Here is a 20,369-nt window from a genome sequence, read left to right as displayed (position 1 = left end):
AATAAAGTCTTTTTTAAATAACCTTGACAATTTTATCCACCGGATATATAATTCAGTCATAGACCAATAGATTCTTAATGTAAAATCACTAGTTTTTAGAGATTATATATTATTAATATAGTCTGTAAAATCTGGTGATTTTTGTCGTCAGATGGTCTTTTAACTTTTTATTTTTTATGGAGGTAACATCATGAACAAGGGAACTGTAAAATGGTTCAACGCAGAAAAAGGCTATGGTTTCATCACAGGAGAGGATGGAGCTGACGTATTCGTACACTTCTCTGCAATCAATGGCGAAGGATTCAAATCCTTAGACGAAGGACAGGCAGTAACTTATGATTTAACAGAAGGCGCTCGCGGAATGCAGGCTGCTAACGTTACAAAATTATAATTAACATCCGATACTTCAGGTTTTATAACCATTCAACAAAAAACCCCAGCTGGATCAGCCGGGGTTTTTTATTGTTCATTTTCATTTGGCTTATTGTGTATCGGAAGAAAGTCCTGACACATAATTATCGATCGCTGAAGTATCTACAACCGTTTCCTTCACTACGGAAGCTTCCTTGGCAGTTATCTTTGCATATGCGGAAAATCCGATCCATGCAACCATACACACACAGATTGCTACCCATGCAAGGATCTCTAATCTGTCGATCAGTTTCTCTTTTCTGGCTGCTCTGCTGCGGTTGTTCTTACCAGCTTTGTAGCTGTCTACTTTTTTCTGACTCATTTGCGAATCTCCTTTGCTGCATATAAGTACTCATTGCATTATAGCACAGGAAAGTCCAAAAGTGAAGTACCTTTCCGGGATATTCCAGGCTTATACGGCAACGATCACGCCTCCGTCATTTGCATACATGCTGCTTACACCTGCAGTATCCAGGATTACAATATCCTTCACGTTCATGCGCTCCTGAAGTGCATTTCGAAGAAGGACTGCTCTCTCATGGCAGTTGCAGTGTGAGATCGCGAGTGTCTTGGTTTCACTATTCTGTGTCTTGGCTACGATCTGTTCTGCCATTTTGACCAGTGCTTTATTCATTCCGCGCGCCTGATCAAGCTGACAGATACTTCCTTCATCTGTAGATCCCATGACCGGTTTGATCTTCAGTGCGCTGGCAACAAGTGCCTTTGCTTTGCTGAGTCTTCCATTCTTGCGAAGTGTTTCCAGATTATCCAGTACAAAGAAGGTGTGCTGTCCTGCAATATATGCATCCACAGTCTCAATTACTTTCTCAAAGGAATACCCGGCTTCTTCACACTCCTGGATCTTCATCGCGATCAGGGTCTGACCGACAGAAGCCGATCTGGAATTAAAAACATGGATCTGTCTGCCCGGTTTCTCCTCATTCAAAAGATTACTTCCCAGAACTGCACTGTTATAAGAACCGCTGAGTTCTGCTGAGAGTGTCACTGCATAGATATGATCTGCTTCACAGTCAAAAGCCCTCATATAACGTTCCGGAGAAGGACACGCTGATTTCGGGCACTCCGGGCATGCAGCTACTTTCTTAAGGAAATCTGCCTGATCAAAAGTCTCATCATCTATAATATTCTCGCCGCCTACATTCAAAGTAAGCGCTACCGATTCAAAATGTTCATTATTCTTCCATTCTTCTAACAATTCACCGCAACTATCTATAATAATCTTATAACTCAATTATATCGTCCTCTTTCCCGTAATATGTAGTTTCGAATACCACATCTATATTAACATATAGCCCATTGTTTGAAAAGAGTTTTTGTAAAAACTATATTCTTTTTTTCAGTTCTGCTTTATAATAGAAGCAACAGTAAACAGAAAGGAGTTCTTTAATGCTTGCACTCAAGATCAATACTACCAAAGCTTTTATGCACAAATTACTGATCGGAGATACCTTCCATATATTTTCTCTAGCCGAAGCATCCATTACAACCTTTAACCAGTTCCATATAGACGGAAAACTGCATATGGATTTTTTTGACACTGATACTGCACAGCAGTTATCTGAAAACGGTGACATTTACTCTTCCTGGAAAGATGTAAAATCCTATTGTTATTCCATCATACGGGGAAAGCTCCCGCCTCTCCAGTTTAAATTTGTAATGCGTCTTTCGCCCCAACAGATGATGCTTCTTCCTCTTTCAGAAGACCCGTCTGTTCCCGCCGATGAAATTTCGGATCTGTTCCTGAATATTCAATACAAAAACCATGAATTATTCTGTACAACGGGTACCTTTTCCAGACTTTTTACACTGGACAAAACTTTCGAAACTACATGGGATAATGCTGTGATGAATTTTTTCAGAGGACATCAGATTGATTTCACCATATTATAATCTGGATATAATTTTCTGTCAGAATGCGTCGTCTCAATTTCCATCTGCATCAGATAATATGCCATCATATCTATAAATTCGCTGTTTGTCGGCTTATAACGCAATGGATAACCGGCAATTTCATTCATGGCTTCTTTATTTGATTCCCAACAGACATTGATCACCGTTCGGATATCATGTTCCACATTTACCGGTGTGGACTTAAACTGTTTTGCCAGAGATGGATATATATCTTTTGTGATTTTTATAGGATGATCCTGAATTTCCATGAACATTCTTACCGCTTCTGCCACATAGTAATAACCTTTATATTTGGAAGTTACTCCTAATTGCCGTATCAACCGATATACTTTTCTCATACCTTTTTCCCTCCGGTTTTTTCTTTCTCAATATTATACGACATATTTTGCTTCATTTCTCATATCCTAGCAAAATAGTCTTTCCTCGATAAAAGATTACATTTCCGGAAAAATATCTCGATTTTTCGACAAAAACAACATCTACATACAAAAATAGCATAAAAATTTTTGTACCATTTGTCAATCATGCAAAAGAAATTCCCGGATGTGGTTTTTGACTGTTGTCCACATCCGGGAATTTGGAAATTAATCTTACATTTTCTAATGAAATTTTATTTAGCAATCATCATCAGGATGTCATTGCTTCTCTGAACAAACTTGGTCATCTCATCTGGCGAAAGCTGTTTATGGCTGATCATAGCCAGATCATACAGTTGCTCGCAGATCACTGCTGCATGTTCAGACTCCTGATTCTTGCCGAGGAACTGTACCAGCGGATGGTTTGCATTGAGTACCAGTGTCTCCTGTCCACCAAACATGGACGGATCCATTCCATACATGTTGTACATCTTCATCATATCCTGCATACGGCGGCTCTCCTCAGAAAGCATCATCATTGCAGCTACGGAGTCATTCTTGAGGTTCTCTACTTTGACTTCGAGTTTCTCTTTGCCAAGGCTCTTGCGGAACAGATCTGTCAGAGTCTTTGTTGTCTCTTCATCTGCAGCGCCCTCTCCCTTGAGTTCTTCTGTAAGATCAGCATCAATTCTCTTGAACTGGATGGTCTGGTCCTTCTGCTCAAGATGAGAAATGAAGGCAGTGTCGATATTGTGTGACAGGATCACTGCATTCTTGCCTGCTTCCTTGAACATGTTGATGTACTGGCTCTGCTGTACCGGATCTGTTACATAGAAGATGGTTGTCTTCTCCGGCTCTTTGTTCTCATCATCATCTTTCTTTTCTTCTGACTCTGCTTCTTTTGTTTCGGAAGTCTCTTCTCTTTCTTCTTTCTTGTTCTGCTCGATGCAGTCCTTGAGAGTCATATATTTGTTATCCAGGTCTTTGAACAGAATGTAGTCATGCAGTTTCTCTGCAAACTTCGCATCCTTGATGCAGCCATATTTGATGAACGGGCTGATGTCATCCCAGTATTTCTCATAGGATTCACGGTCAGTCTTGCACATGCCTGTCAGCTTGTCTGCAACTTTCTTGGAAATGTATTCAGAAATCTTCTGAACAAATCCGTCATTCTGCAGGGCACTTCTGGATACGTTCAGCGGAAGATCCGGGCAGTCGATCACGCCTTTGAGAAGGAGCAGGAATTCCGGAATGACTTCCTTGATATTGTCTGCGATGAATACCTGGTTGTTGTACAGTTTGATGGTTCCTTCGATGGAATCATATTCTGTGTTGATCTTCGGGAAGTACAGGATACCTTTGAGGTTGAACGGATAATCCATGTTCAGATGGATCCAGAACAGAGGCTCCTTGTAATCCATAAATACTTTGCGGTAGAAATCCTTGTAATCCTCATCGCTGCATTCATTCGGATGTCTCATCCACAGCGGATTCGGATCACTTAAGGATACCGGGCGTTTGTTGATCTTTACTTTGTCCTTTGCAGGTGAAACTTCTACGACTTCTTTCTCGCCGTTTTCGTTTTCCTTTTCTTCTGTCTTGGCGTCTTCGTGGATGTGTTCTACAACTACATCGTCATCGCGAAGTTCAGATTCATCAATCGTCTCATATTCCTGCTCTGCGTTTGCTTTGGACAGGTAGATGTTCACCGGCATAAAGGAACAGTATTTCTCGATTACTTCACGCATGCGGTATTCATTACAGAACTCCAGGCTCTCTTCGTTCAGGAATAAGGTGATCTCTGTACCTGGTGTGGTTCTGTCGCCGTCCTGCATATCATATTCTGTACCGCCATCACAAGTCCAGTGTACTGCTGTTGCTCCATCCTTATAGGAAAGTGTATCAATGTGCACCTCATCAGCAACCATGAATGCAGAATAAAATCCCAGTCCGAAATGTCCGATCATCTGGTCATCTGTTGTTTTATCTTTGTATTTCTCAAGGAATTCTGTTGCACCGGAAAAAGCGATCTGTGTGATGTATTCTTCTACTTCATCACCAGTCATACCGATACCGTTATCAATGAATTTCAGGGTTTTGGCATCCGGATCCACTACTACCTGAACTGCTGCTTTATAGTCATCCGGGAAAGTGTACTCTCCCATTACTTCCAGTTTCTTAAGTTTGGTGATCGCATCACATCCGTTGGATACAAGCTCTCTTACAAAGATATCATGGTCTGAATACAGCCATTTCTTTATGATAGGAAAAATATTTTCACTGTTAATTGACAAATTTCCATGTTTTGCTGCCATAAAAAACACGCTCCTTTGTTTTCGTAATTTCATTTTTTATATATACTAATACCATTTTTTATAAAAGTCAAGGAAAAATTAGCACTCATTTAAAATGAGTGCTAACAAAATATATTTTATTATTTCTTTTTCTTCTTGTAATAGATCACGCCGTATACAGCTCCTGCTGCAATAATCAAGATGACCACAAATGGAATGATATCCGTTGGATCATTTGTCTTGACAGATTTTTTCTGATTTGCAGATGGAGTAAGATTTGTTCCCGGTGCTGTGACCTTCGCCTCTGAAATACTGAAAGCTACCTGTTTGGTATCCTGACTGTCAGTATTTTTCCAGTTTTTGCCATTGTACTGCTGCTGCTGGAAAACGACTTTCAATGTATAATCACCGCTCTTGGAAAGTCCGAAGCATGCTGTATAAGGAGCTTTATCCCATGCATTTGTATTGATGACAGTCCAGTTCAGCGGAACATAACGGATATCACCTTTCTTAGGAGAATTGTTGTCCATTCCTGCTCCTACTGCTGTGAAAGAGATTTTGGACTGAGTTGTATAAACGCCATTTACCTCAATTCCTGTTATCTTATTATCATCTGCGGAGACAGTCTTTGGTGTATAGGCTTCTACATTTACTTTAACATAGGCTAACAGATCTATATTATTGTTATTGTCCACGCCATCCGGAAGTGTTACTGCTCCTTTGACTGTAAAACTCTGTGCTGCTGTATCAGCGGCATTATAAGAACAGTTCTTGACATCCCAGGCTACTTTGGCTTTGGCCTTTCCTCCGGTAGTCTCGATCACTACTGTGGACGGCAGTTTCAGCTTCTGTGCATCTTTGGCTGTGCCATTTGCAATTCCGCTGATCTCTGATGGATTCTGGATCTTTGTAAGAGAAACAGTTCCTTTGAGTACCTGGAAGGATGCCTTGCACACAGTTTCTGTCGCCGCTGAAGCAATCGTGATATTTTCCTGATAACTATTTACGTCCAGGCCATCCTTCGGTGCTACTGTAAATACCGCTGATTCTCCTGGCTGGATTGTCAGTCCGGTGGCTGCTGTTATCGTGAAATATTTTGCAGAAGGCTGTACAAGTGTCTCTGCCACATTTCCATTGTTTGTAACAGTGATCTGCTGTGCACTGACTCCGCTGTATCCTTTCTTTGCACTTGCAAAATCAAGTGTATCTGTTGAGATTCCAAGACTGTGGCTCGCTGTATTTACAGTAACCGTTGCCGTGATCACGATCCCCTGTCCGGAAGTTGTATCATTGATCGTAAATGCCTCTGTATAGGTACCGGCACTCAGCCCATTCTTCGGGCGCACGGTAAATGTTGCTGTACCTCCATTTGCACTGATTTCCTGTGCAGATAATGCCGCATCAAAATATTTAATTTCTCCCTGATCACTGTATATATCTGACAGAACTGCATCTGCATTGCCTTCATTGGTCAGTGTGATCGTCTGTGCCTGCGGTGCCTCTGTATAGCCTTCTACGACACTGCCAAAATCTGCCGCGCCTGTATCGGCATTTACCTTACTCACTGCCGGTACCTGTGTCGGTTCCGATGTTGGTGTATCCTGTGGTGTCTCCGTCGGCTCCGGTGTCGGTGTATCTTGTGGTGTCTCTGTCGGTTCCGGTGTCGGTGTATCCTGCGGCACCTCCGTCGGTTCCGGTGTATCTTCACTTTCGACAGTCATTTGTGCTTTGAAAGAAGCTGTTGCTCCTTCTTCTGTCTTATATGTGATCGTATCCTCATAACTGCCAGGCTCTGTTCCAACCCGCGGTGCGATCCATACCTGTACGCTCTGACCGGCTTCCAGAGGCTCGGTGATATCCTGGACTGCAAAATGCTCCGGGCTTATATCTATGAAATTCAGAGTTTCTGTACCGGTATTTTTGATGGTCACATACTGTGCCTGTTCGTCTTCCTGTCCTGAAACAACCGTGCCAAATGCCAAAACATCACTGCTTCCGTCGCCGACTTCTGCTTCTGCCTGATAAGATGCCTCATCTGTATCTGACGGACTTTCTGTTTCTGTATTATCTTCTGTGTTATTGTATGTTCCATCTTCTTTTGCTTCCGGGATTCCTTCTACAGAAGTGCTTCCAGCCTCCTCTGAATCCTGTTCGTTCTTTTCTGTGCTGCCAGTTTCATCCGCAGGCTGTAATTCTTCCTGATATTCGTTCTGTTCCAGTTCTTCTTCAGAGTTTTCATTCTCCTGCTCTGATGATTCTGCATCATTTGTTGCTGCCGGAATGCCATCTACAGATTCTGATCCGGCCTCGTTATCATTCGCTGCCTCCGGAATTTCCTGTGTTTCCTCTGATGAAGCATCCTCTGCTGTGGAGGTATCCTGATTCTGTTCCTCTGTTGAAGCTTCTGTATTCTGTTCTGTTTCTGCTGCTTTAGGATCTGCTGTCTCTGTAACAGTCGCTGTCACAGCTGTCAGACTGCCGCTGAATCCCTTATCCTCCAAACCGGTAATCGTCAGAACGATCTTTGAATCTATATCATCTTTGGTGATCGTATAAGTTTTTTCTTTACTGAGGGATTTCAGTTCAGGTTTCTCTCCCTGCTGTTCTTTCTTTTCATCATCGGAAGTTTTGCGAAACCACTGATAACTGACACTGTCCTCTGTTATCCCTTCGTTCTTTATCCCCTGCATATCTGCTTTCAATGTCGTTCCTGCTACTGCCGTGCCCTGGATCTTGAGCTGTCCATCCAGCACAGCGGCGGTTGTCTCTGCAAATACTGTCACCGGCAGCAGCGACAATATCATAAACACAGACATAATGATCGCCAGAAATCTCCTTCTGTTCATAATTTTCCTCCTTTTTGGGTTTCTATCACAAATATTCACGGATATGACCCTTTTATTGATACTATATTCCCCACTTCCCGTATCGTCATTATAGCATGACAGGGAAAGGCTATGTAATTTCTATTTTACATAACCTTTCCCTGTCATAAAAAATTTCTACTTCAAATATCGGCTCACCCTTCTACCAGAAGATATCCGCCTGACGGAAGAACAAATACTTCACTTGCATCTTCCAGTTCCTCATCTGTCATTCCACTGATGTCTGCACCTGCTTCATCAAAGTATGCACGTACTTCTTTGAGCGTTTTCAGCTCTACCGCCATACAGTCTTCAAGGAATTCTTCTGCTTCCTCATAGGAAGATGCAACTGCTTCGTCAAAAAGCTGTCCCTGGTTTTTGAGAAATGTTTCTACGCTTTCTTCTGTATACATTATTTAATTACCTCCTCTATGTTTCCACCTGCGCGGATCAGTTTCTTAAGAATATATTCTACGCGCTCTGTCTGATAAGACGCTGCTTTTTTGACCCCCGGCTTCGCGTGAGCCATGGCAAAACTGTATGGTACGGATTCCAGCATCGCAATGTCATTATACTCATCACCAAACACAATACATTCTTCCGGTCTGATACCAAGCAGTTTCTGATATTCCCTGAGACCTTTTGCCTTATTGGTCTCAAACGGGATAAAATCAACCCAGGCAAAACCGGATGTCACTACCGTACATCTGTCTCCGAACCGTTCCTTCCAGTACCGGATAGAATCCTCCTGGATTCCTTCCCTTTCGTATACAGCTACTTTCATGCATGGCTCTGTTATCTCATCAAAGCTATCGATCTCTTTGCAGTTATTTTTGACCACATTCAGCATCAGGTCTCTGTAATGCTCTGTCTTTGGACGGATGTAATAAAAATCCTTAGTCGAACAGGTAAAGTCGGCATCCTTCTTATCATAGATCGCTTCTACGATTTCTCTGACAAGTTCCTTCGGAAAGCTGTCCTGATAGAGTACTTTCTCATTCTGGATCGCCAGACCGCCGTTTTCAGCAATAAACGCCATGTCATCCACCACCGGTGCAAACATGCGCTTCATATTTGCATACTGTCTGCCGCTTGCTGCCACAAACAAAATGCCAAGTTCTTTTAGTTCTTTTATTAATGGAAAAAGTTCTTCCGGCAGACTCTGCGCTCCGTTGAGCAGCAAAGTCCCATCCAGATCACTTGCAACCAGTTTAATCATGATTCAGTCCCTCATATATCTTAAGTAAATCTTCTGGTTTCTCCGCAACGATCTCTGCACCGCTGCTTTCAAGTTCTTCTCTGTCACGGAATCCCCATAAAGCACCGATCGTATGCATGCCTGCCGCTGTACCGGTTTCCATATCTGTCCTGGTGTCTCCGATATACATACACTCTTCTGAAGAAGCACCGAATTCTGCTGCTGCTTTAAGCGGACCGTCCGGTGCCGGTTTCCTGCGGATCGCATCGCTCTGTCCGATCACCAGGTCAAAATATCCCGGGAACATCTTGTCGATCACCTTGACTGCGGCTATATGCGGCTTGTTGGAGCAGACAGCAAGCTTCACTCCTGCATTCTTCAGTGTCTGAAGTGTGTCCCTGATTCCTTCATACGGAACTACCTTATATAAAGGATCCTCGTCAAATTTCTTTCTGTAAAGAGCCCTGCACTCCTCAAAATGGGTAAGTTCCGGGTCTCCGGCATCTTTGAGGCAGCGGCGTACCAGCATATCTGCTCCCTCACCGCTGTAATATTTAAAATTCTCTGTCGGCTGTTCCTTAAGTCCCATTCCCCTGAGGATCTCATTGGCAACGTATGCCATAGAATCCAGTGTATTTGCCAGGGTGCCGTCCAGATCAAAAATACATGCTTTTATCATGATCTTATCCTCGTAATTCTATTCCATGTTTCTTCGTTTCGTAAAACAGTCTGCCCACAGGAAGGCCTACTACATTTGTATAGTCCCCGCGGATTCCCTTTACATAAGCACCAAATCCGCCCTGGATACCGTAGCTTCCTGCCTTGTCCATCGGTTCGCCTGTTGCTACATATGCCCTGATCTCTTCCTCGGAAACCGGATAGAAAGAAACATCTGTACATTCTGCAAAAGTGATCGTTTCCCATTTGGAATCCTTACGTTCCATAACTGTCACTCCGGTATAGACCTGATGCGTATTCCCCTGGAGCATGGATAATGTATTTACCGCATCCTCTTCATTCTTTGGTTTGCCAAGGATCTTATTATCAAAAGATACGATCGTATCTGCTCCCAGAATGACCGTTCCTTCTTCCATGTCAAATTTCAACGCCGTCGCCATTGCTTTCTGCAGGGACAGTTCCTTTACGATGTCTTCCGGAATCTCCTTCGTGATCTTTTCCTCGCTGTTCCCAGGACATACCTGAAAGATCACTCCGGCATTCGCCAGAAGTTCTCTCCTTCTCGGAGATGCCGAAGCAAGTATGATTTTTCTCATAATTCAAGTCTTCCTTTACTTTTCTTCTGTTCCAGTATACCCTGTCCCTTTCAAACTGGCAACTATCAAAATAGCAAAAAGTATTCCTCAAAAAAGATCAAAAAAAGTTAAAATAAAGTGTTGACAACTTCTTGTACTTCTGTTAATATTATCAACTGTGAGCGGCAGATAAACGCTTCACAAAGTAATTGCTGATGTGGCTCAGTCGGTAGAGCGTCGCCTTGGTAAGGCGGAGGTCACGGGTTCGATTCCCGTCATCAGCTTTATTTTTTTGCCTATTTTACAGTGTTTTCGGTTACTTTTTCAGCACATCCCTCTTATCCCCTCACCATCTCACACTCATCTTGCACAGTGATACCTGCAAGCCAGCATATAGATATTTTCATCATCTATCTGATAAATAAGCCTGTCCTTATCATTAATGCGTCTTGACCAAAATCCTGCCAAATTACCTGTCAATGGTTCCGGCTTACCGATTCCCTGATTACCATTCCTGCATATATCCTCTATCAGAGCATTAATCTTCTTCAGTGTCTTTTTGTCTTCTGTTTCCCAGTAAACGTAGTCTTCCCATCCGTTCTGTGTGAACACTTTATTCATCATTCAACCTCTTTTAACTTATGAATACCTGCTTTTCCTGCCTGTAACTGTTTCTTTGATTCCATGATCCAGTCATAATTTGCCCGATCTTCCATAAGATAGAGATTTTCCATAAGATTATTGTAGGATTCTTCCGACATCATTACCACGTTTCTATTGTTTTTGCGAGTAACTATCATGGTTTCGTAATCATCTGTGACCTTATCCATATAATTTTTCATATTCTCTCGTAAATTTGTATAGTTCACCGCTAACATATGCAGTCCTCCTTTTCTGTACAGTATTCTGTACTTTTATTATACGTACAGTATATGCGGCTGTCAATGATCTATACGAAAGCTGACCAAAAAGAGAGGCAACTGAAAACTCAATTGCCTCTCTCTGATATGCTTCTCTCTAAAATATTGTCGGATTGTATAATACCGTTTCTTCGCCTGTTTCATTCTGTTATTTGTCATATGTGTGGGATTTCCTCCTTGTTTTATTTTGAATTATGTTATACAATATAAAAGTTATTTAACTTTCTATACACTTTGCATTTATACTGTGATATAATGCAAAGTAATCAAAACCAGATTTTCGATGAAAACCTTGTATTTTCTTGATTTTTTGACTGTTAGGATAATCAAAAGTAATCAAGCCGAAAGTCTGGAAACCATTGAATCACTCAGGAGGGACAGAGATGGAAAACGAAACTGTTTCCAAAAATTTTATTGAGAACATCATTGACGAGGATCTGGCCGAAGGTGTTTATGATACCGTACACACCCGTTTCCCACCGGAACCGAACGGGTACCTCCATATCGGACATGCCAAATCCATTCTTTTAAACTATGGACTTGCACAGAAATACAACGGCAAATTCAACATGCGTTTCGATGATACCAACCCGACCAAAGAAAAGAGCGAATTTGTAGAGTCCATCAAAGCGGACATCAAATGGCTCGGTGCTGACTGGGAAGACAGACTTTTCTTTGCGTCTGATTATTTCCCGCAGATGTATGAAGCTGCTGTCAAGCTCATCAAGAAGGGCAAAGCTTATGTCTGCGATCTGACTGCCGATCAGATCCGCGAATACCGTGGTACTCTTACAGAGCCAGGCAAAGAAAGCCCATACCGTAACCGCAGCGTCGAAGAAAACCTTCAGCTTTTTGAAGAAATGAAAGACGGCAAATACCAGGATGGAGAGAAAGTTCTCCGTGCCAAGATCGATATGGCATCCCCGAACATGAACATGCGTGACCCGGTCATCTACCGTGTTGCTCATATGACTCACCACAGAACCGGCGATACCTGGTGCATCTATCCAATGTACGACTTTGCTCATCCGATCGAGGATGCGATCGAGGGAATCACACATTCTATCTGTACACTGGAATTTGAGGATCACAGACCGCTTTATGACTGGGTAGTAAGAGAACTGGAATACCCGCAGCCACCGAAGCAGATCGAATTTGCAAAATTATACCTGACAAACGTTGTTACCGGCAAGCGTTACATCAAGAAACTTGTTGAGGACGGCATCGTAGACGGATGGGATGATCCGCGTCTCGTTTCCATCGCCGCTCTCCGCAGAAGAGGTTTCACTCCGGAATCCATCAAGATGTTCGTTGAACTCTGCGGTGTATCCAAGGCCAACAGTTCCGTTGACTACGCTATGCTTGAATACTGTATCCGTGAGGATCTCAAGTTCAAACGTCCGCGTATGATGGCAATCCTTGATCCGATCAAACTCGTGATTGACAACTATCCGGAAGGTCAGGTTGAATACCTGGAAGCTCCGAACAACATGGAAAACGAAGCTCTCGGAACACGTAAGCTTCCATTTGGCAAGGAGCTTTATATCGAGCGTGAGGACTTCATGATCGAGCCTCCACGTAAATACAAGAGACTTTTTGTAGGTGCTGAAGTTCGTCTTATGAACGCTTACTTCGTTACCTGTACAGGATATGAAGCAGATGATGACGGTACTGTACGTGTTGTACACTGTACTTACGATCCTGCTACCAAGGGCGGCAACGCTCCTGACGGACGTAAAGTCAAAGGAACGATCCACTGGGTAGAAGCTTCCAATGCAGGCAAAGCAACCGTTCGTCTCTACGAAAACATCGTAGATGAAGAAAAGGGTGTTTACAACAAAGAAGACGGTTCCCTCAATGTGAACCCGAATTCTCTGACCACCGTAACTGCTTATGTAGAGCCAGTTCTTATGGAAGCCAAAGGATACGACAGCTTCCAGTTCGTAAGAAACGGATTCTTCTGTGCAGATATCCACGACTCCAAAGAAGGCGAGCCGGTATTCAACCGCATCGTTTCTCTCAAGAGTTCCTTCAAGCTTCCAAAAGCCTGATCCAGATTCACGCAATTACGCAAAAGTGCCCCGCCGGTAGTTGATCCGGCGAGGCACTTTTTATTTAATGAAATTATTCTTCTGTTTCAGGAGCTTTTTCTTCTGCTTCTTCTGTTTCCTGAACTTCTTCTTTTATTTCTTCTTCAAGAGCTTCTTCAGCCTCTGTTTCCTCTGCTTCTTCTTCCGCAGATTCCTCTACAGCTTCTTCGCTTTCTTCCCATGCTTCAAAGGATTCGTGAGCTTCTTTCTTTTCTTCTTTCTTCGGCTCTTCCTCTTCTTCAAAGTCATCATCGAAATCGTCGTCAAAATCGTCCTCGAAATCCTCGAGAGGTTTCTTCTTGAATGCCAGTGCTGCTACAGCTCCTGCCGCTGCGGCTGCTACGGCTCCGACTGCAACAAATCCCCAATATTTGTTTAATTTTGCCATAATACTCTGCTCCTTTCATATAACAGTTTGTTCTTTGTCACAAAGATTAGAATAATTATACTATTTTTTGTCCCAAAAAGAAAGGGAAAAGTTTCGTATCTTGCCTCTTATCCTCTGAAGTGCATTATCGATCGACTTGGGTGTTTTTCCCATAATCTTTGCGATCTGGATGTAACCATAACCCTTAAGATAATACTCCAGCACCTTATTTTCCATTGGACTTAATGTCCGGTGGATCTCCTGTTCAAGGCTCCTCGTGCTTTCCTGGTCAATGATGATATTTTCAGGATTTTCCCACCAGGAACCTTCCAGCTCATCCGTTTCCTCCGGTTCTTCACTAAGTGAAATATAGGAGTTCAGAGGCATATGCTTCTGCCGGTTTGAATTTTGGATAGCACTGTAAAGCTGTCGGTCAATGCACATCCCCGCAAATGTCCGAAAAGAAGCATCTTTGTCAGGCTGATAACTCTGTACCGCCTTAAAAAGCCCGATCATTCCTTCCTGTATCAGATCATCGGTCTCACCGCCGATCAGGAACATGGCTCTTGCTTTCTGGCGGACAAATCCTTTGTATTTTTCCATCAGATAATCTGATATCTCTTCCTCACCAGATCTCAGCCTGGTGAGCAATTCTTCATCTGTGCATTTTTCATACTGGCACATAGAGAATCTCCATTTCTTATTTGCTTTCTGCCACGAGACGCTGTCTTACGATCTCATACGCAAGGACACCTGCTGCAACGGATGCATTTAGAGAATCGATATCTCCCTTCATCGGGATAGATGCGGTAAAGTCACATGCCTCTCTCACAAGACGACTGACTCCTTCGCCCTCGTTTCCGATCACAAGACCGATCGGTCCCGTCAGATTCATACGGTACATGCTCTCTCCGCCCATATCTGCACAGACGAACCAGATGCCTTTTTGCTTAAGTTCTTCCATGGTACGTACCAGATTGGTAACTTTGGCAACCGGTGTGTAATTGATCGCACCGGCAGATGTCTTGGCAACTGTGGAAGTCAGTCCGACAGCTCTGCGCTTCGGAATGATAACACCATGTGCACCTGCCAGGTTAGCTGTACGGATGATCGCACCAAGATTATGCGGATCCTCTACATTGTCCAGAAGGATCAGAAACGGCGGCTCACCCTTCTCCTCTGCCTTGGCGAGGATGTCTTCTACGGTGCTGTATTCATAAGCTGCAACCTGTGCGATCACACCCTGATGTGCATGTGTCTCACTGAGCTGGTCCAGTCTTTCTTTGGATACATAATTGATGATCGTGTCTTTTTTGCGAGCCTCTCTTGCGATCGTGCGGACTGGTCCGTCCTGGCATCCATCCAGGATAAAAAGCTTGTCCACGCATTTGCCTGAACGAAAAGCTTCCAGTACCGCGTTGCGGCCTTCTATCTGTTCACTCATAATCTGTCCTCTCCGATTCCCATACGGACAAGTTCAAGCATCCGTGTGTAATCTCCCTTTAAATATAAGTATCCCATCAATGCCTCAAAGCCTGTTGCCCTTCTATAATCAGCCATGGTTGCATGCTTTGCCATTGTAGGAGAATGTGCGTTGCGGCCTCTGCGGTAGATGTTATGCTCTTCCTCGGTCAGTTTCTCCTCTATCACTTCCATGATCGCTGACTGAGAAGCTGCCTTTACCAGACTGCTTGCTTTTTTGTGAAGCTGGTTGACCGGACAGTTGCCCTTCCTGACAAGGACTGTACGGATGATCAGCTCATAGATCCCATCTCCGATATACGCCAGAGTCAGCGGAGAATAACTCCGCAGATCCTGGTTTTCAAGATGAAACAGTTCATCAAGCTGCATCAGATTCGTTTCCATTTTACGCCCTCACGAGTATCTTTCAGTTCGATGCCTTTTTCAAGAAGCAGTCCACGGATCTCATCTGCTCTTGCGAAATCTTTGGCTTTTCTTGCTGCCTGACGTTCTGCGATCAGGTTTTCGATCTCTTCGTCAAGGATCTCTTCTTTCTTCTCAAGAGTCAGTCCGAGAACATCGCAGAGTTTTGTCATAACTTCCAGAGTGTGTGCTGCAAATTCTGCGGAGCTTCCTTCCTGTACATTTGTGTTGGCAAATTTGACAAGTTCAAAGATCGCAGCCAGCGCATCAGCTGTGTTGAAGTCGTCATCCATAGCTTCCTCGAACTTAGTCACAAATGCAGTTTCTTCCTGCATCAGTTTCTCCTCGTCTTCTGTTGCTTCCTGCACAGCCGCTGCTGCCTTGCGGTCGCGAAGTCTTGCTGCTGCCTCTGTGATTCTCTCAAGCGCGTTCTTGGAGGATTCCATCAGATCTGCACTGAAATTGAGCGGGCTTCTGTAATGTGCGTTCAGCATGAAGAAACGAAGCACCTGCAGATCATACTGTTCACTGATCTCACGGACAGTACGGAAGTTTCCAAGAGACTTGGACATCTTGCGGTTGTCAATGTTCAGGAATGCATTGTGCATCCAGTATTTCGCAAAAGGAACTCCATTGCAGCATTCACTCTGTGCGATCTCATTCTCATGGTGAGGGAACACAAGGTCTTCGCCACCGGCATGGATGTCGATCTCCTCTCCAAGATATTTCTTGGACATAACGGAGCACTCAATATGCCAGCCCGGTCTTCCGTCGCACCATGGAGAGGTCCAGTATGGCTCTCCTTCTTTCTTCGGTTTCCAGAGTACGAAATCCAGCGGATCTTCCTTCTGATCCTCACCGGATACCTGCAGGGAACGGAATCCTGACTGCAGATCATCAAGGTTCTTATGAGAAAGCTTACCGTATTCTTTGAATTTCTTTACACGGAAGTATACAGTTCCATCGGCAACCGGATATGCATAACCCTTGTCGATCAGTGTCTGGATCATATCGATCATTCCGTCAATCTCCTGTGTTGCAAGCGGATGTGTGGTAGCCGGTTTTACGTTCATGCCTGCCATGTCCTTCTTGCACTCTGCGATATAACGCTGTGAAACTTCCTCTGCGCTTACGCCTTCCTCGATCGCTTTCTTAATGATCTTGTCATCTACGTCTGTGAAGTTGGATACATAGTTTACTTCGTATCCTTTGTACTCCAGATAACGGCGTACCGTATCAAAAATGATCATCGGTCTTGCATTTCCGATATGGATCAGGTTGTACACAGTCGGTCCGCATACATACATGCGTACCTTGCCCTCTTCCAGCGGTACAAATTCTTCTTTTCTTCGTGACATTGTATTAAAAAGTTTCATGTCTCTTTCCTCCGATATTATTTTGTAACAAGATCAGTCCTGGATCTCTGTGAGCAGGCAGATTGCCTGAGAAGAAATCCCTTCCCCGCTTCCGGTAAATCCAAGTCCTTCTTCTGTAGTTGCCTTGACATTGATCTTTGATTCCGGGATTCCAAGAGCATCCGCCATATTTTTACGCATCTGCGGAATATGCGGTGCCATCTTTGGTTTCTGGGCGATGATCGTCGCATCAATGTTCCCTACTTCATATCCATGTTCCTTAAGAAGCTCTGACACATGAATCAGAAGCTTCACACTGGAAATCCCTTTGTATTTGGGATCTGTGTCCGGGAAATGTTTTCCGATATCTCCAAGAGCCGCAGCCCCAAGCAAAGCATCCATCACTGCATGGATCAGCACATCCGCATCAGAATGTCCGAGAAGACCCTTTTCCCACGGGATCTTGACTCCCCCGAGGATCAGGTCACTGTTTTCTGTCAGCTTATGTACATCATATCCCATTCCAACTCTCATAATCATTCTCCTTCTATTTCGAGCATTCTGCTGACTCTCAGAAAACTGAGGCGCCGTCTGACATAAGGAGCCAGTTTCAGGCTCTGTGGTATGATTTCCTCTGTGAGTCCGATCTCGTATACACTCTGCTTACATCCAGCCTTATCCATCGCATGAACAAGTTCCTCTTCTCGCGGAAGTTCTTCAATTATATCTGCAATTTCAGAAAGACAGGATTCCAGTCTTGCCGGACTGACTTCCTCCAGTGGATCCGGTGTGTTTTCTTCGATAATTCCCTCCAGCAGATGTTTCTTACCGAATGTTTTTTCAAGAAGTTCTGTATCATCCTCACGTTCTGATAATACCCTGCATCTGCCTTCACGGATTGCTCTGGCAATACGGTTATATTCTCTGAGAACGATCAGGGTTCCAATCGAGACTTTCTCACCGTGAAGCGCATCCAGCGGTCCATTGATCACTTCCATCTCCCACAGATGAGAAAGGTGATGTTCTGCACAGGAAGCCGGTCTGGAATTTCCAACCATCTGCATCGCCAGCCCGGACAGAATCAGCGCATACATCAGTTTCTCACAGCTTTCTCTGTCACCTTGTGCAATATCATCCAGACAGGAGCGTACTGTCCTGAGTGCTTTTTCTTCCAGTTCAATAATCTCATCACAAATGTATTCATCTGTCAGCATATGAGCAATCTTCCAGTCTGCAAGACAGATATATTTTCCAAAAAGATCAGATACACCGGATGCATTCAGCCGTCTCGGTGCCGCTGCAAAAATATTTGAATCAGCATAAACTGCAATAGGCGGTGCCGCCGGCACTGTTTTTTTGAGCCCATTCCAGGTCATTGCTGCAACTGTAGATACGAATCCGTCCACGCTTGCCGCTGTTGGAACGGAAATAAAGGGAATTTTGTACTGAAAAGCCACATAACGGCTGATGTCATGGATCGTACCTGTTCCCACTGCCAGGATCAGGTCTATATCCTCTTCCATGTTATTCTCTACTACTTCGATTGCATGCTGGTCTGCATGAAGACCCTCAGCATCCAGCACAAGTACCTGACATCGGTCATAGATATCTTCCATGATCTCCTCTGTCACCTTGCATGTGTTTGTGTCACAGATCAGAAGCGGTGAAATATATTCCTTGAGAAACCCGTCTGACATTGCTTCTTCCAGCTTCTCCACTACTCCTTCTTCAATTAAAATTTCCTTTACTTCTATATGGTGATTCTTCCCGCACCCACAAGGTCGGGCAAAGTCATCCGTATCGACTCGCATGTAATTTATTCCTCCTGATTATACTCTATTTATCGAAATCTCCAAGTTACTGTTCACTCCACAGTAACATATCCTGTCCTGGAGCAGACAGTATTTACTGGTCATCAGACCAGTTTGTTACAGTTCGATATTATACATGATTTCCTGTCAAAAAGCAACGCAGGCATGCAGGAAACCAAAGATTTACAGGTTGAGGTAATTATAGACCATACTGGAAATATTCTGGATGTTCTGCACTGCATCACCGCCGCTTTTCCAGCCCTCTGACATCACACAGAGAATGTATGTGGTCTTTGCTCCGTACACGATCGCGATATCATGCTGGTCCTCATCTGTCTCACCTGTCTTGTTTGCTGTCGGAACTTCTGCCTTGATCCCTGCAGGGATCTTGCTGGTATTTTCCTGCCGTTTCAGAAGGTCCAGCATCTGTGCAGATGCTTCTTCACTCACGCATTCTCCCCTGTAGATCCGCTCCAAAAGAAGTCCGCAGTCTTTTACCGAAGTCATATTTCTTCCACCAAGACTGATCTTTGCTGAAGAAGACGGATGAAGCGTACTCTGGTAACTCGTCTCGGAATAGCCTTCTTTTTTGAGATATTCATTGACCTTCTCTGCTCCGTCAAGGAAATCATGTTTTTCCGACTGCAGTCTGCCAAGTTCATTACAGGATTCATTGTCACTGACTGTGATCATGTTTGTGAGGAGATTATCGATTTTTGTCTGTACTGCTGCATTTGCGGCATCGGTCTTCATCTGCTTCGCTTCGTTCTCCAGAACAAGATCCATATCCTCAAACGTCTTTGCCATCACGAAAGCTTTGATAAGACTTGCTGAATACATCGGCTCGTCATTGATCACAAACTCTTCCTCTGTTTCCAGATCCTTGACGTAAACACTCCAGTTTCCATCATAACCGGATACCGTCGCCTCAAGCTGCGGTTCCAGATTTTCAATTCCAAGTGCATCAAGCCCCTGCACTTTGCCTGTTTCATCCACCGGGAATCCATCCGGCGTAGTCCCTGCTTTCTGCTCAAGAACACCATTTGCCCCACCGAAATAATACGTTCCGGAAAACATCTGACCATTCGAAGTCATCTCAAGTTCATGTGTTCCCGGCTCCGTCACCATCCGTCCTGTCTCATCAAAATAATAATAGCCGTCAAAGGTCGTCCCATCCATTGTCAGACCATCTATATATCTCACCTGCGGCGCGGCAGAAAGTTTTCCAAGATTGTTTACCATATAGTATCCGTCAAACGTATACTCTGCCGGCTCTCCCGTTTCATCTGTCCCCATACAGGTAAGCTTGCTGATCTTTACCATATGAGGGCTTGCCGCCAGATAGCATCCGTCCGCATCATGATAATAAAAACCATCCAGTACAGTGCCGTCTATTTCCATTTTGTCAAAATAATGAACAGATACCGCTGTATCCTTGCTTCCGTCTTCTTTGAGGCAGTAAAAACCGTCGCTTTTCATAAGGTATCTGCCGGACCCATCCCCGATCGGCTGAATCTGTGCTTCTTCTGTTACTGACAAAAGACTGTCAGAAGCCGCAGCCACACCCACAGGTGTACCGGCTAATGTCAGACACAGACACAATGCCAGAACCGTTCGTCTCTTCATCTTCTTCT

The 20,369-nt window shown here is 44.0% G+C and carries 22 protein-coding genes and 1 tRNA gene; 4 read left to right on the top strand and 19 right to left on the bottom strand.

The annotated features are described in order from the left end of the window. Positions 1–190 precede the first annotated feature (190 nt). Positions 191–391, top strand: a complete 201-nt coding sequence (locus DWX28_RS13590) for a cold-shock protein (protein WP_005425201.1) — start codon at positions 191–193, stop codon at positions 389–391. A 90-nt stretch (positions 392–481) separates the two neighbouring features. On the opposite strand, the gene DWX28_RS13585 is transcribed toward DWX28_RS13590, so the two are convergent. Together DWX28_RS13585 and DWX28_RS13580 are read right to left on the bottom strand one after the other, a co-directional pair. Then, on the bottom strand, positions 482–733 hold the full coding sequence (locus tag DWX28_RS13585) for a hypothetical protein (protein WP_022214713.1): 252 nt from the start codon (positions 731–733) through the stop codon (positions 482–484). A 90-nt stretch (positions 734–823) separates the two neighbouring features. Next, positions 824–1,663, bottom strand: a complete 840-nt coding sequence (locus DWX28_RS13580) for a DegV family protein (protein ID WP_022214712.1) — start codon at positions 1,661–1,663, stop codon at positions 824–826. A 155-nt stretch (positions 1,664–1,818) separates the two neighbouring features. Between DWX28_RS13580 and DWX28_RS13575 the strand changes: the two genes are divergently transcribed. Further along, entirely contained in the window at positions 1,819–2,322 is a 504-nt protein-coding gene (locus tag DWX28_RS13575) for a DUF5721 family protein (protein WP_022214711.1), read from the top strand. Here the strand turns inward: DWX28_RS13575 and DWX28_RS13570 are convergent. From DWX28_RS13570 to DWX28_RS13540, 7 genes are all read right to left on the bottom strand, one after another. Beyond that, positions 2,298–2,681, bottom strand: coding sequence for a sporulation initiation factor Spo0A C-terminal domain-containing protein (locus tag DWX28_RS13570; RefSeq protein WP_022214710.1), 384 nt, complete (start codon positions 2,679–2,681; stop codon positions 2,298–2,300). The genes DWX28_RS13575 and DWX28_RS13570 overlap by 25 nt on opposite strands. A 272-nt stretch (positions 2,682–2,953) precedes the next feature. Beyond that, positions 2,954–5,014, bottom strand: coding sequence for a molecular chaperone HtpG (gene htpG, locus DWX28_RS13565; protein ID WP_022214709.1), 2,061 nt, complete (start codon positions 5,012–5,014; stop codon positions 2,954–2,956). A 119-nt stretch (positions 5,015–5,133) separates the two neighbouring features. Beyond that, complete coding sequence (locus DWX28_RS19985; RefSeq protein ID WP_022214708.1) at positions 5,134–7,839, bottom strand: hypothetical protein; 2,706 nt, start codon at positions 7,837–7,839, stop codon at positions 5,134–5,136. Between the two features lie 173 nt (positions 7,840–8,012). Next, a complete protein-coding gene (locus DWX28_RS13555) occupies positions 8,013–8,270 on the bottom strand; it encodes a hypothetical protein (RefSeq protein WP_022214707.1) in 258 nt (85 codons plus the stop codon). Next, positions 8,270–9,076, bottom strand: a complete 807-nt coding sequence (locus DWX28_RS13550) for a Cof-type HAD-IIB family hydrolase (protein WP_022214706.1) — start codon at positions 9,074–9,076, stop codon at positions 8,270–8,272. The genes DWX28_RS13555 and DWX28_RS13550 overlap by 1 nt, the downstream gene beginning before the upstream one ends. Beyond that, positions 9,069–9,734, bottom strand: a complete 666-nt coding sequence (locus DWX28_RS13545) for an HAD family hydrolase (RefSeq protein WP_118253041.1) — start codon at positions 9,732–9,734, stop codon at positions 9,069–9,071. The genes DWX28_RS13550 and DWX28_RS13545 overlap by 8 nt, the downstream gene beginning before the upstream one ends. Positions 9,735–9,738: 4 nt before the next feature. Further along, positions 9,739–10,329 (bottom strand): Maf family protein, encoded by a 591-nt coding sequence (locus tag DWX28_RS13540; RefSeq protein WP_118253039.1) that lies wholly within the window; start codon positions 10,327–10,329, stop codon positions 9,739–9,741. Between the two features lie 190 nt (positions 10,330–10,519). On the opposite strand from DWX28_RS13540, the gene DWX28_RS13535 reads away from it, so the two are divergent. Then, a tRNA-Thr gene (locus tag DWX28_RS13535) sits at positions 10,520–10,592 on the top strand. Between the two features lie 76 nt (positions 10,593–10,668). Here the strand turns inward: DWX28_RS13535 and DWX28_RS13530 are convergent. Together DWX28_RS13530 and DWX28_RS13525 are read right to left on the bottom strand one after the other, a co-directional pair. Next, positions 10,669–10,929, bottom strand: coding sequence for a Txe/YoeB family addiction module toxin (locus DWX28_RS13530; RefSeq protein WP_118253037.1), 261 nt, complete (start codon positions 10,927–10,929; stop codon positions 10,669–10,671). Next, complete coding sequence (locus tag DWX28_RS13525; RefSeq protein WP_022214702.1) at positions 10,929–11,186, bottom strand: type II toxin-antitoxin system Phd/YefM family antitoxin; 258 nt, start codon at positions 11,184–11,186, stop codon at positions 10,929–10,931. Before DWX28_RS13525 ends, DWX28_RS13530 begins: the two co-directional genes overlap by 1 nt. A 425-nt stretch (positions 11,187–11,611) precedes the next feature. On the opposite strand from DWX28_RS13525, the gene DWX28_RS13520 reads away from it, so the two are divergent. Continuing rightward, positions 11,612–13,279: a glutamine--tRNA ligase/YqeY domain fusion protein gene (locus DWX28_RS13520; protein ID WP_118253035.1), complete on the top strand. Its 1,668-nt coding sequence runs from the start codon at positions 11,612–11,614 to the stop codon at positions 13,277–13,279. 73 nt (positions 13,280–13,352) lie between these two features. Here DWX28_RS13520 and DWX28_RS20805 read toward each other — a convergent pair whose 3' ends face one another. The 8 genes from DWX28_RS20805 to DWX28_RS13480 all read right to left on the bottom strand — a co-directional run bounded on the left by DWX28_RS20805 (position 13,353) and on the right by DWX28_RS13480 (position 20,361). Next, positions 13,353–13,706, bottom strand: a complete 354-nt coding sequence (locus DWX28_RS20805; protein WP_118253032.1) for a hypothetical protein — start codon at positions 13,704–13,706, stop codon at positions 13,353–13,355. A 60-nt stretch (positions 13,707–13,766) separates the two neighbouring features. Further along, positions 13,767–14,369 carry a sigma-70 family RNA polymerase sigma factor gene (locus DWX28_RS13510; RefSeq protein ID WP_118253030.1) on the bottom strand — a complete coding sequence of 201 codons (603 nt, stop codon included), beginning with the start codon at positions 14,367–14,369 and terminating at the stop codon, positions 13,767–13,769. Positions 14,370–14,385: 16 nt separating this feature from the next. After that, a complete protein-coding gene (gene rlmB, locus DWX28_RS13505; RefSeq protein ID WP_022214700.1) occupies positions 14,386–15,129 on the bottom strand; it encodes a 23S rRNA (guanosine(2251)-2'-O)-methyltransferase RlmB in 744 nt (247 codons plus the stop codon). After that, entirely contained in the window at positions 15,126–15,551 is a 426-nt protein-coding gene (locus tag DWX28_RS13500; protein ID WP_118253028.1) for a Mini-ribonuclease 3, read from the bottom strand. Before DWX28_RS13500 ends, rlmB begins: the two co-directional genes overlap by 4 nt. After that, positions 15,536–16,945, bottom strand: coding sequence for a cysteine--tRNA ligase (cysS, locus tag DWX28_RS13495; protein WP_022214698.1), 1,410 nt, complete (start codon positions 16,943–16,945; stop codon positions 15,536–15,538). Before cysS ends, DWX28_RS13500 begins: the two co-directional genes overlap by 16 nt. Before the next feature lie 33 nt (positions 16,946–16,978). Then, complete coding sequence (gene ispF, locus DWX28_RS13490; RefSeq protein ID WP_022214697.1) at positions 16,979–17,458, bottom strand: 2-C-methyl-D-erythritol 2,4-cyclodiphosphate synthase; 480 nt, start codon at positions 17,456–17,458, stop codon at positions 16,979–16,981. 2 nt (positions 17,459–17,460) lie between these two features. Continuing rightward, on the bottom strand, positions 17,461–18,735 hold the full coding sequence (locus DWX28_RS13485; protein ID WP_118253025.1) for a sn-glycerol-1-phosphate dehydrogenase: 1,275 nt from the start codon (positions 18,733–18,735) through the stop codon (positions 17,461–17,463). Between the two features lie 183 nt (positions 18,736–18,918). After that, positions 18,919–20,361, bottom strand: a complete 1,443-nt coding sequence (locus DWX28_RS13480; RefSeq protein ID WP_118253023.1) for a serine hydrolase — start codon at positions 20,359–20,361, stop codon at positions 18,919–18,921. Positions 20,362–20,369: the final 8 nt, after the last annotated feature.

The organism is Blautia sp. AF19-10LB, assembly GCF_003461245.1.
In the GTDB taxonomy this organism is placed as follows: Bacteria; Bacillota; Clostridia; order Lachnospirales; family Lachnospiraceae; genus Blautia_A; species Blautia_A intestinihominis.
This window is presented reverse-complemented; position numbering and strand designations above follow the sequence as displayed.

Bases quoted from the DNA above. Each gene is read 5' to 3' on its own strand.
- DWX28_RS13570 (WP_022214710.1), bottom strand. From the start codon at position 2,681: ATGAGAAAAGTATATCGGTTGATACGGCAATTAGGAGTAACTTCCAAA.
- rlmB (WP_022214700.1), bottom strand. From the start codon at position 15,129: ATGAGTGAACAGATAGAAGGCCGCAACGCGGTACTGGAAGCTTTTCGT.
- DWX28_RS19985 (WP_022214708.1), bottom strand. From the start codon at position 7,839: ATGAACAGAAGGAGATTTCTGGCGATCATTATGTCTGTGTTTATGATA.
- DWX28_RS13485 (WP_118253025.1), bottom strand. From the start codon at position 18,735: ATGCGAGTCGATACGGATGACTTTGCCCGACCTTGTGGGTGCGGGAAG.
- DWX28_RS20805 (WP_118253032.1), bottom strand. From the start codon at position 13,706: ATGGCAAAATTAAACAAATATTGGGGATTTGTTGCAGTCGGAGCCGTA.
- DWX28_RS13520 (WP_118253035.1), top strand. From the start codon at position 11,612: ATGGAAAACGAAACTGTTTCCAAAAATTTTATTGAGAACATCATTGAC.
- DWX28_RS13500 (WP_118253028.1), bottom strand. From the start codon at position 15,551: ATGGAAACGAATCTGATGCAGCTTGATGAACTGTTTCATCTTGAAAAC.
- DWX28_RS13555 (WP_022214707.1), bottom strand. From the start codon at position 8,270: ATGTATACAGAAGAAAGCGTAGAAACATTTCTCAAAAACCAGGGACAG.
- cysS (WP_022214698.1), bottom strand. From the start codon at position 16,945: ATGAAACTTTTTAATACAATGTCACGAAGAAAAGAAGAATTTGTACCG.
- DWX28_RS13590 (WP_005425201.1), top strand. From the start codon at position 191: ATGAACAAGGGAACTGTAAAATGGTTCAACGCAGAAAAAGGCTATGGT.
- DWX28_RS13540 (WP_118253039.1), bottom strand. From the start codon at position 10,329: ATGAGAAAAATCATACTTGCTTCGGCATCTCCGAGAAGGAGAGAACTT.
- DWX28_RS13480 (WP_118253023.1), bottom strand. From the start codon at position 20,361: ATGAAGAGACGAACGGTTCTGGCATTGTGTCTGTGTCTGACATTAGCC.
- DWX28_RS13510 (WP_118253030.1), bottom strand. From the start codon at position 14,369: ATGTGCCAGTATGAAAAATGCACAGATGAAGAATTGCTCACCAGGCTG.
- DWX28_RS13545 (WP_118253041.1), bottom strand. From the start codon at position 9,734: ATGATAAAAGCATGTATTTTTGATCTGGACGGCACCCTGGCAAATACA.
- DWX28_RS13525 (WP_022214702.1), bottom strand. From the start codon at position 11,186: ATGTTAGCGGTGAACTATACAAATTTACGAGAGAATATGAAAAATTAT.
- htpG (WP_022214709.1), bottom strand. From the start codon at position 5,014: ATGGCAGCAAAACATGGAAATTTGTCAATTAACAGTGAAAATATTTTT.
- ispF (WP_022214697.1), bottom strand. From the start codon at position 17,458: ATGAGAGTTGGAATGGGATATGATGTACATAAGCTGACAGAAAACAGT.
- DWX28_RS13550 (WP_022214706.1), bottom strand. From the start codon at position 9,076: ATGATTAAACTGGTTGCAAGTGATCTGGATGGGACTTTGCTGCTCAAC.
- DWX28_RS13585 (WP_022214713.1), bottom strand. From the start codon at position 733: ATGAGTCAGAAAAAAGTAGACAGCTACAAAGCTGGTAAGAACAACCGC.
- DWX28_RS13530 (WP_118253037.1), bottom strand. From the start codon at position 10,929: ATGAATAAAGTGTTCACACAGAACGGATGGGAAGACTACGTTTACTGG.
- DWX28_RS13575 (WP_022214711.1), top strand. From the start codon at position 1,819: ATGCTTGCACTCAAGATCAATACTACCAAAGCTTTTATGCACAAATTA.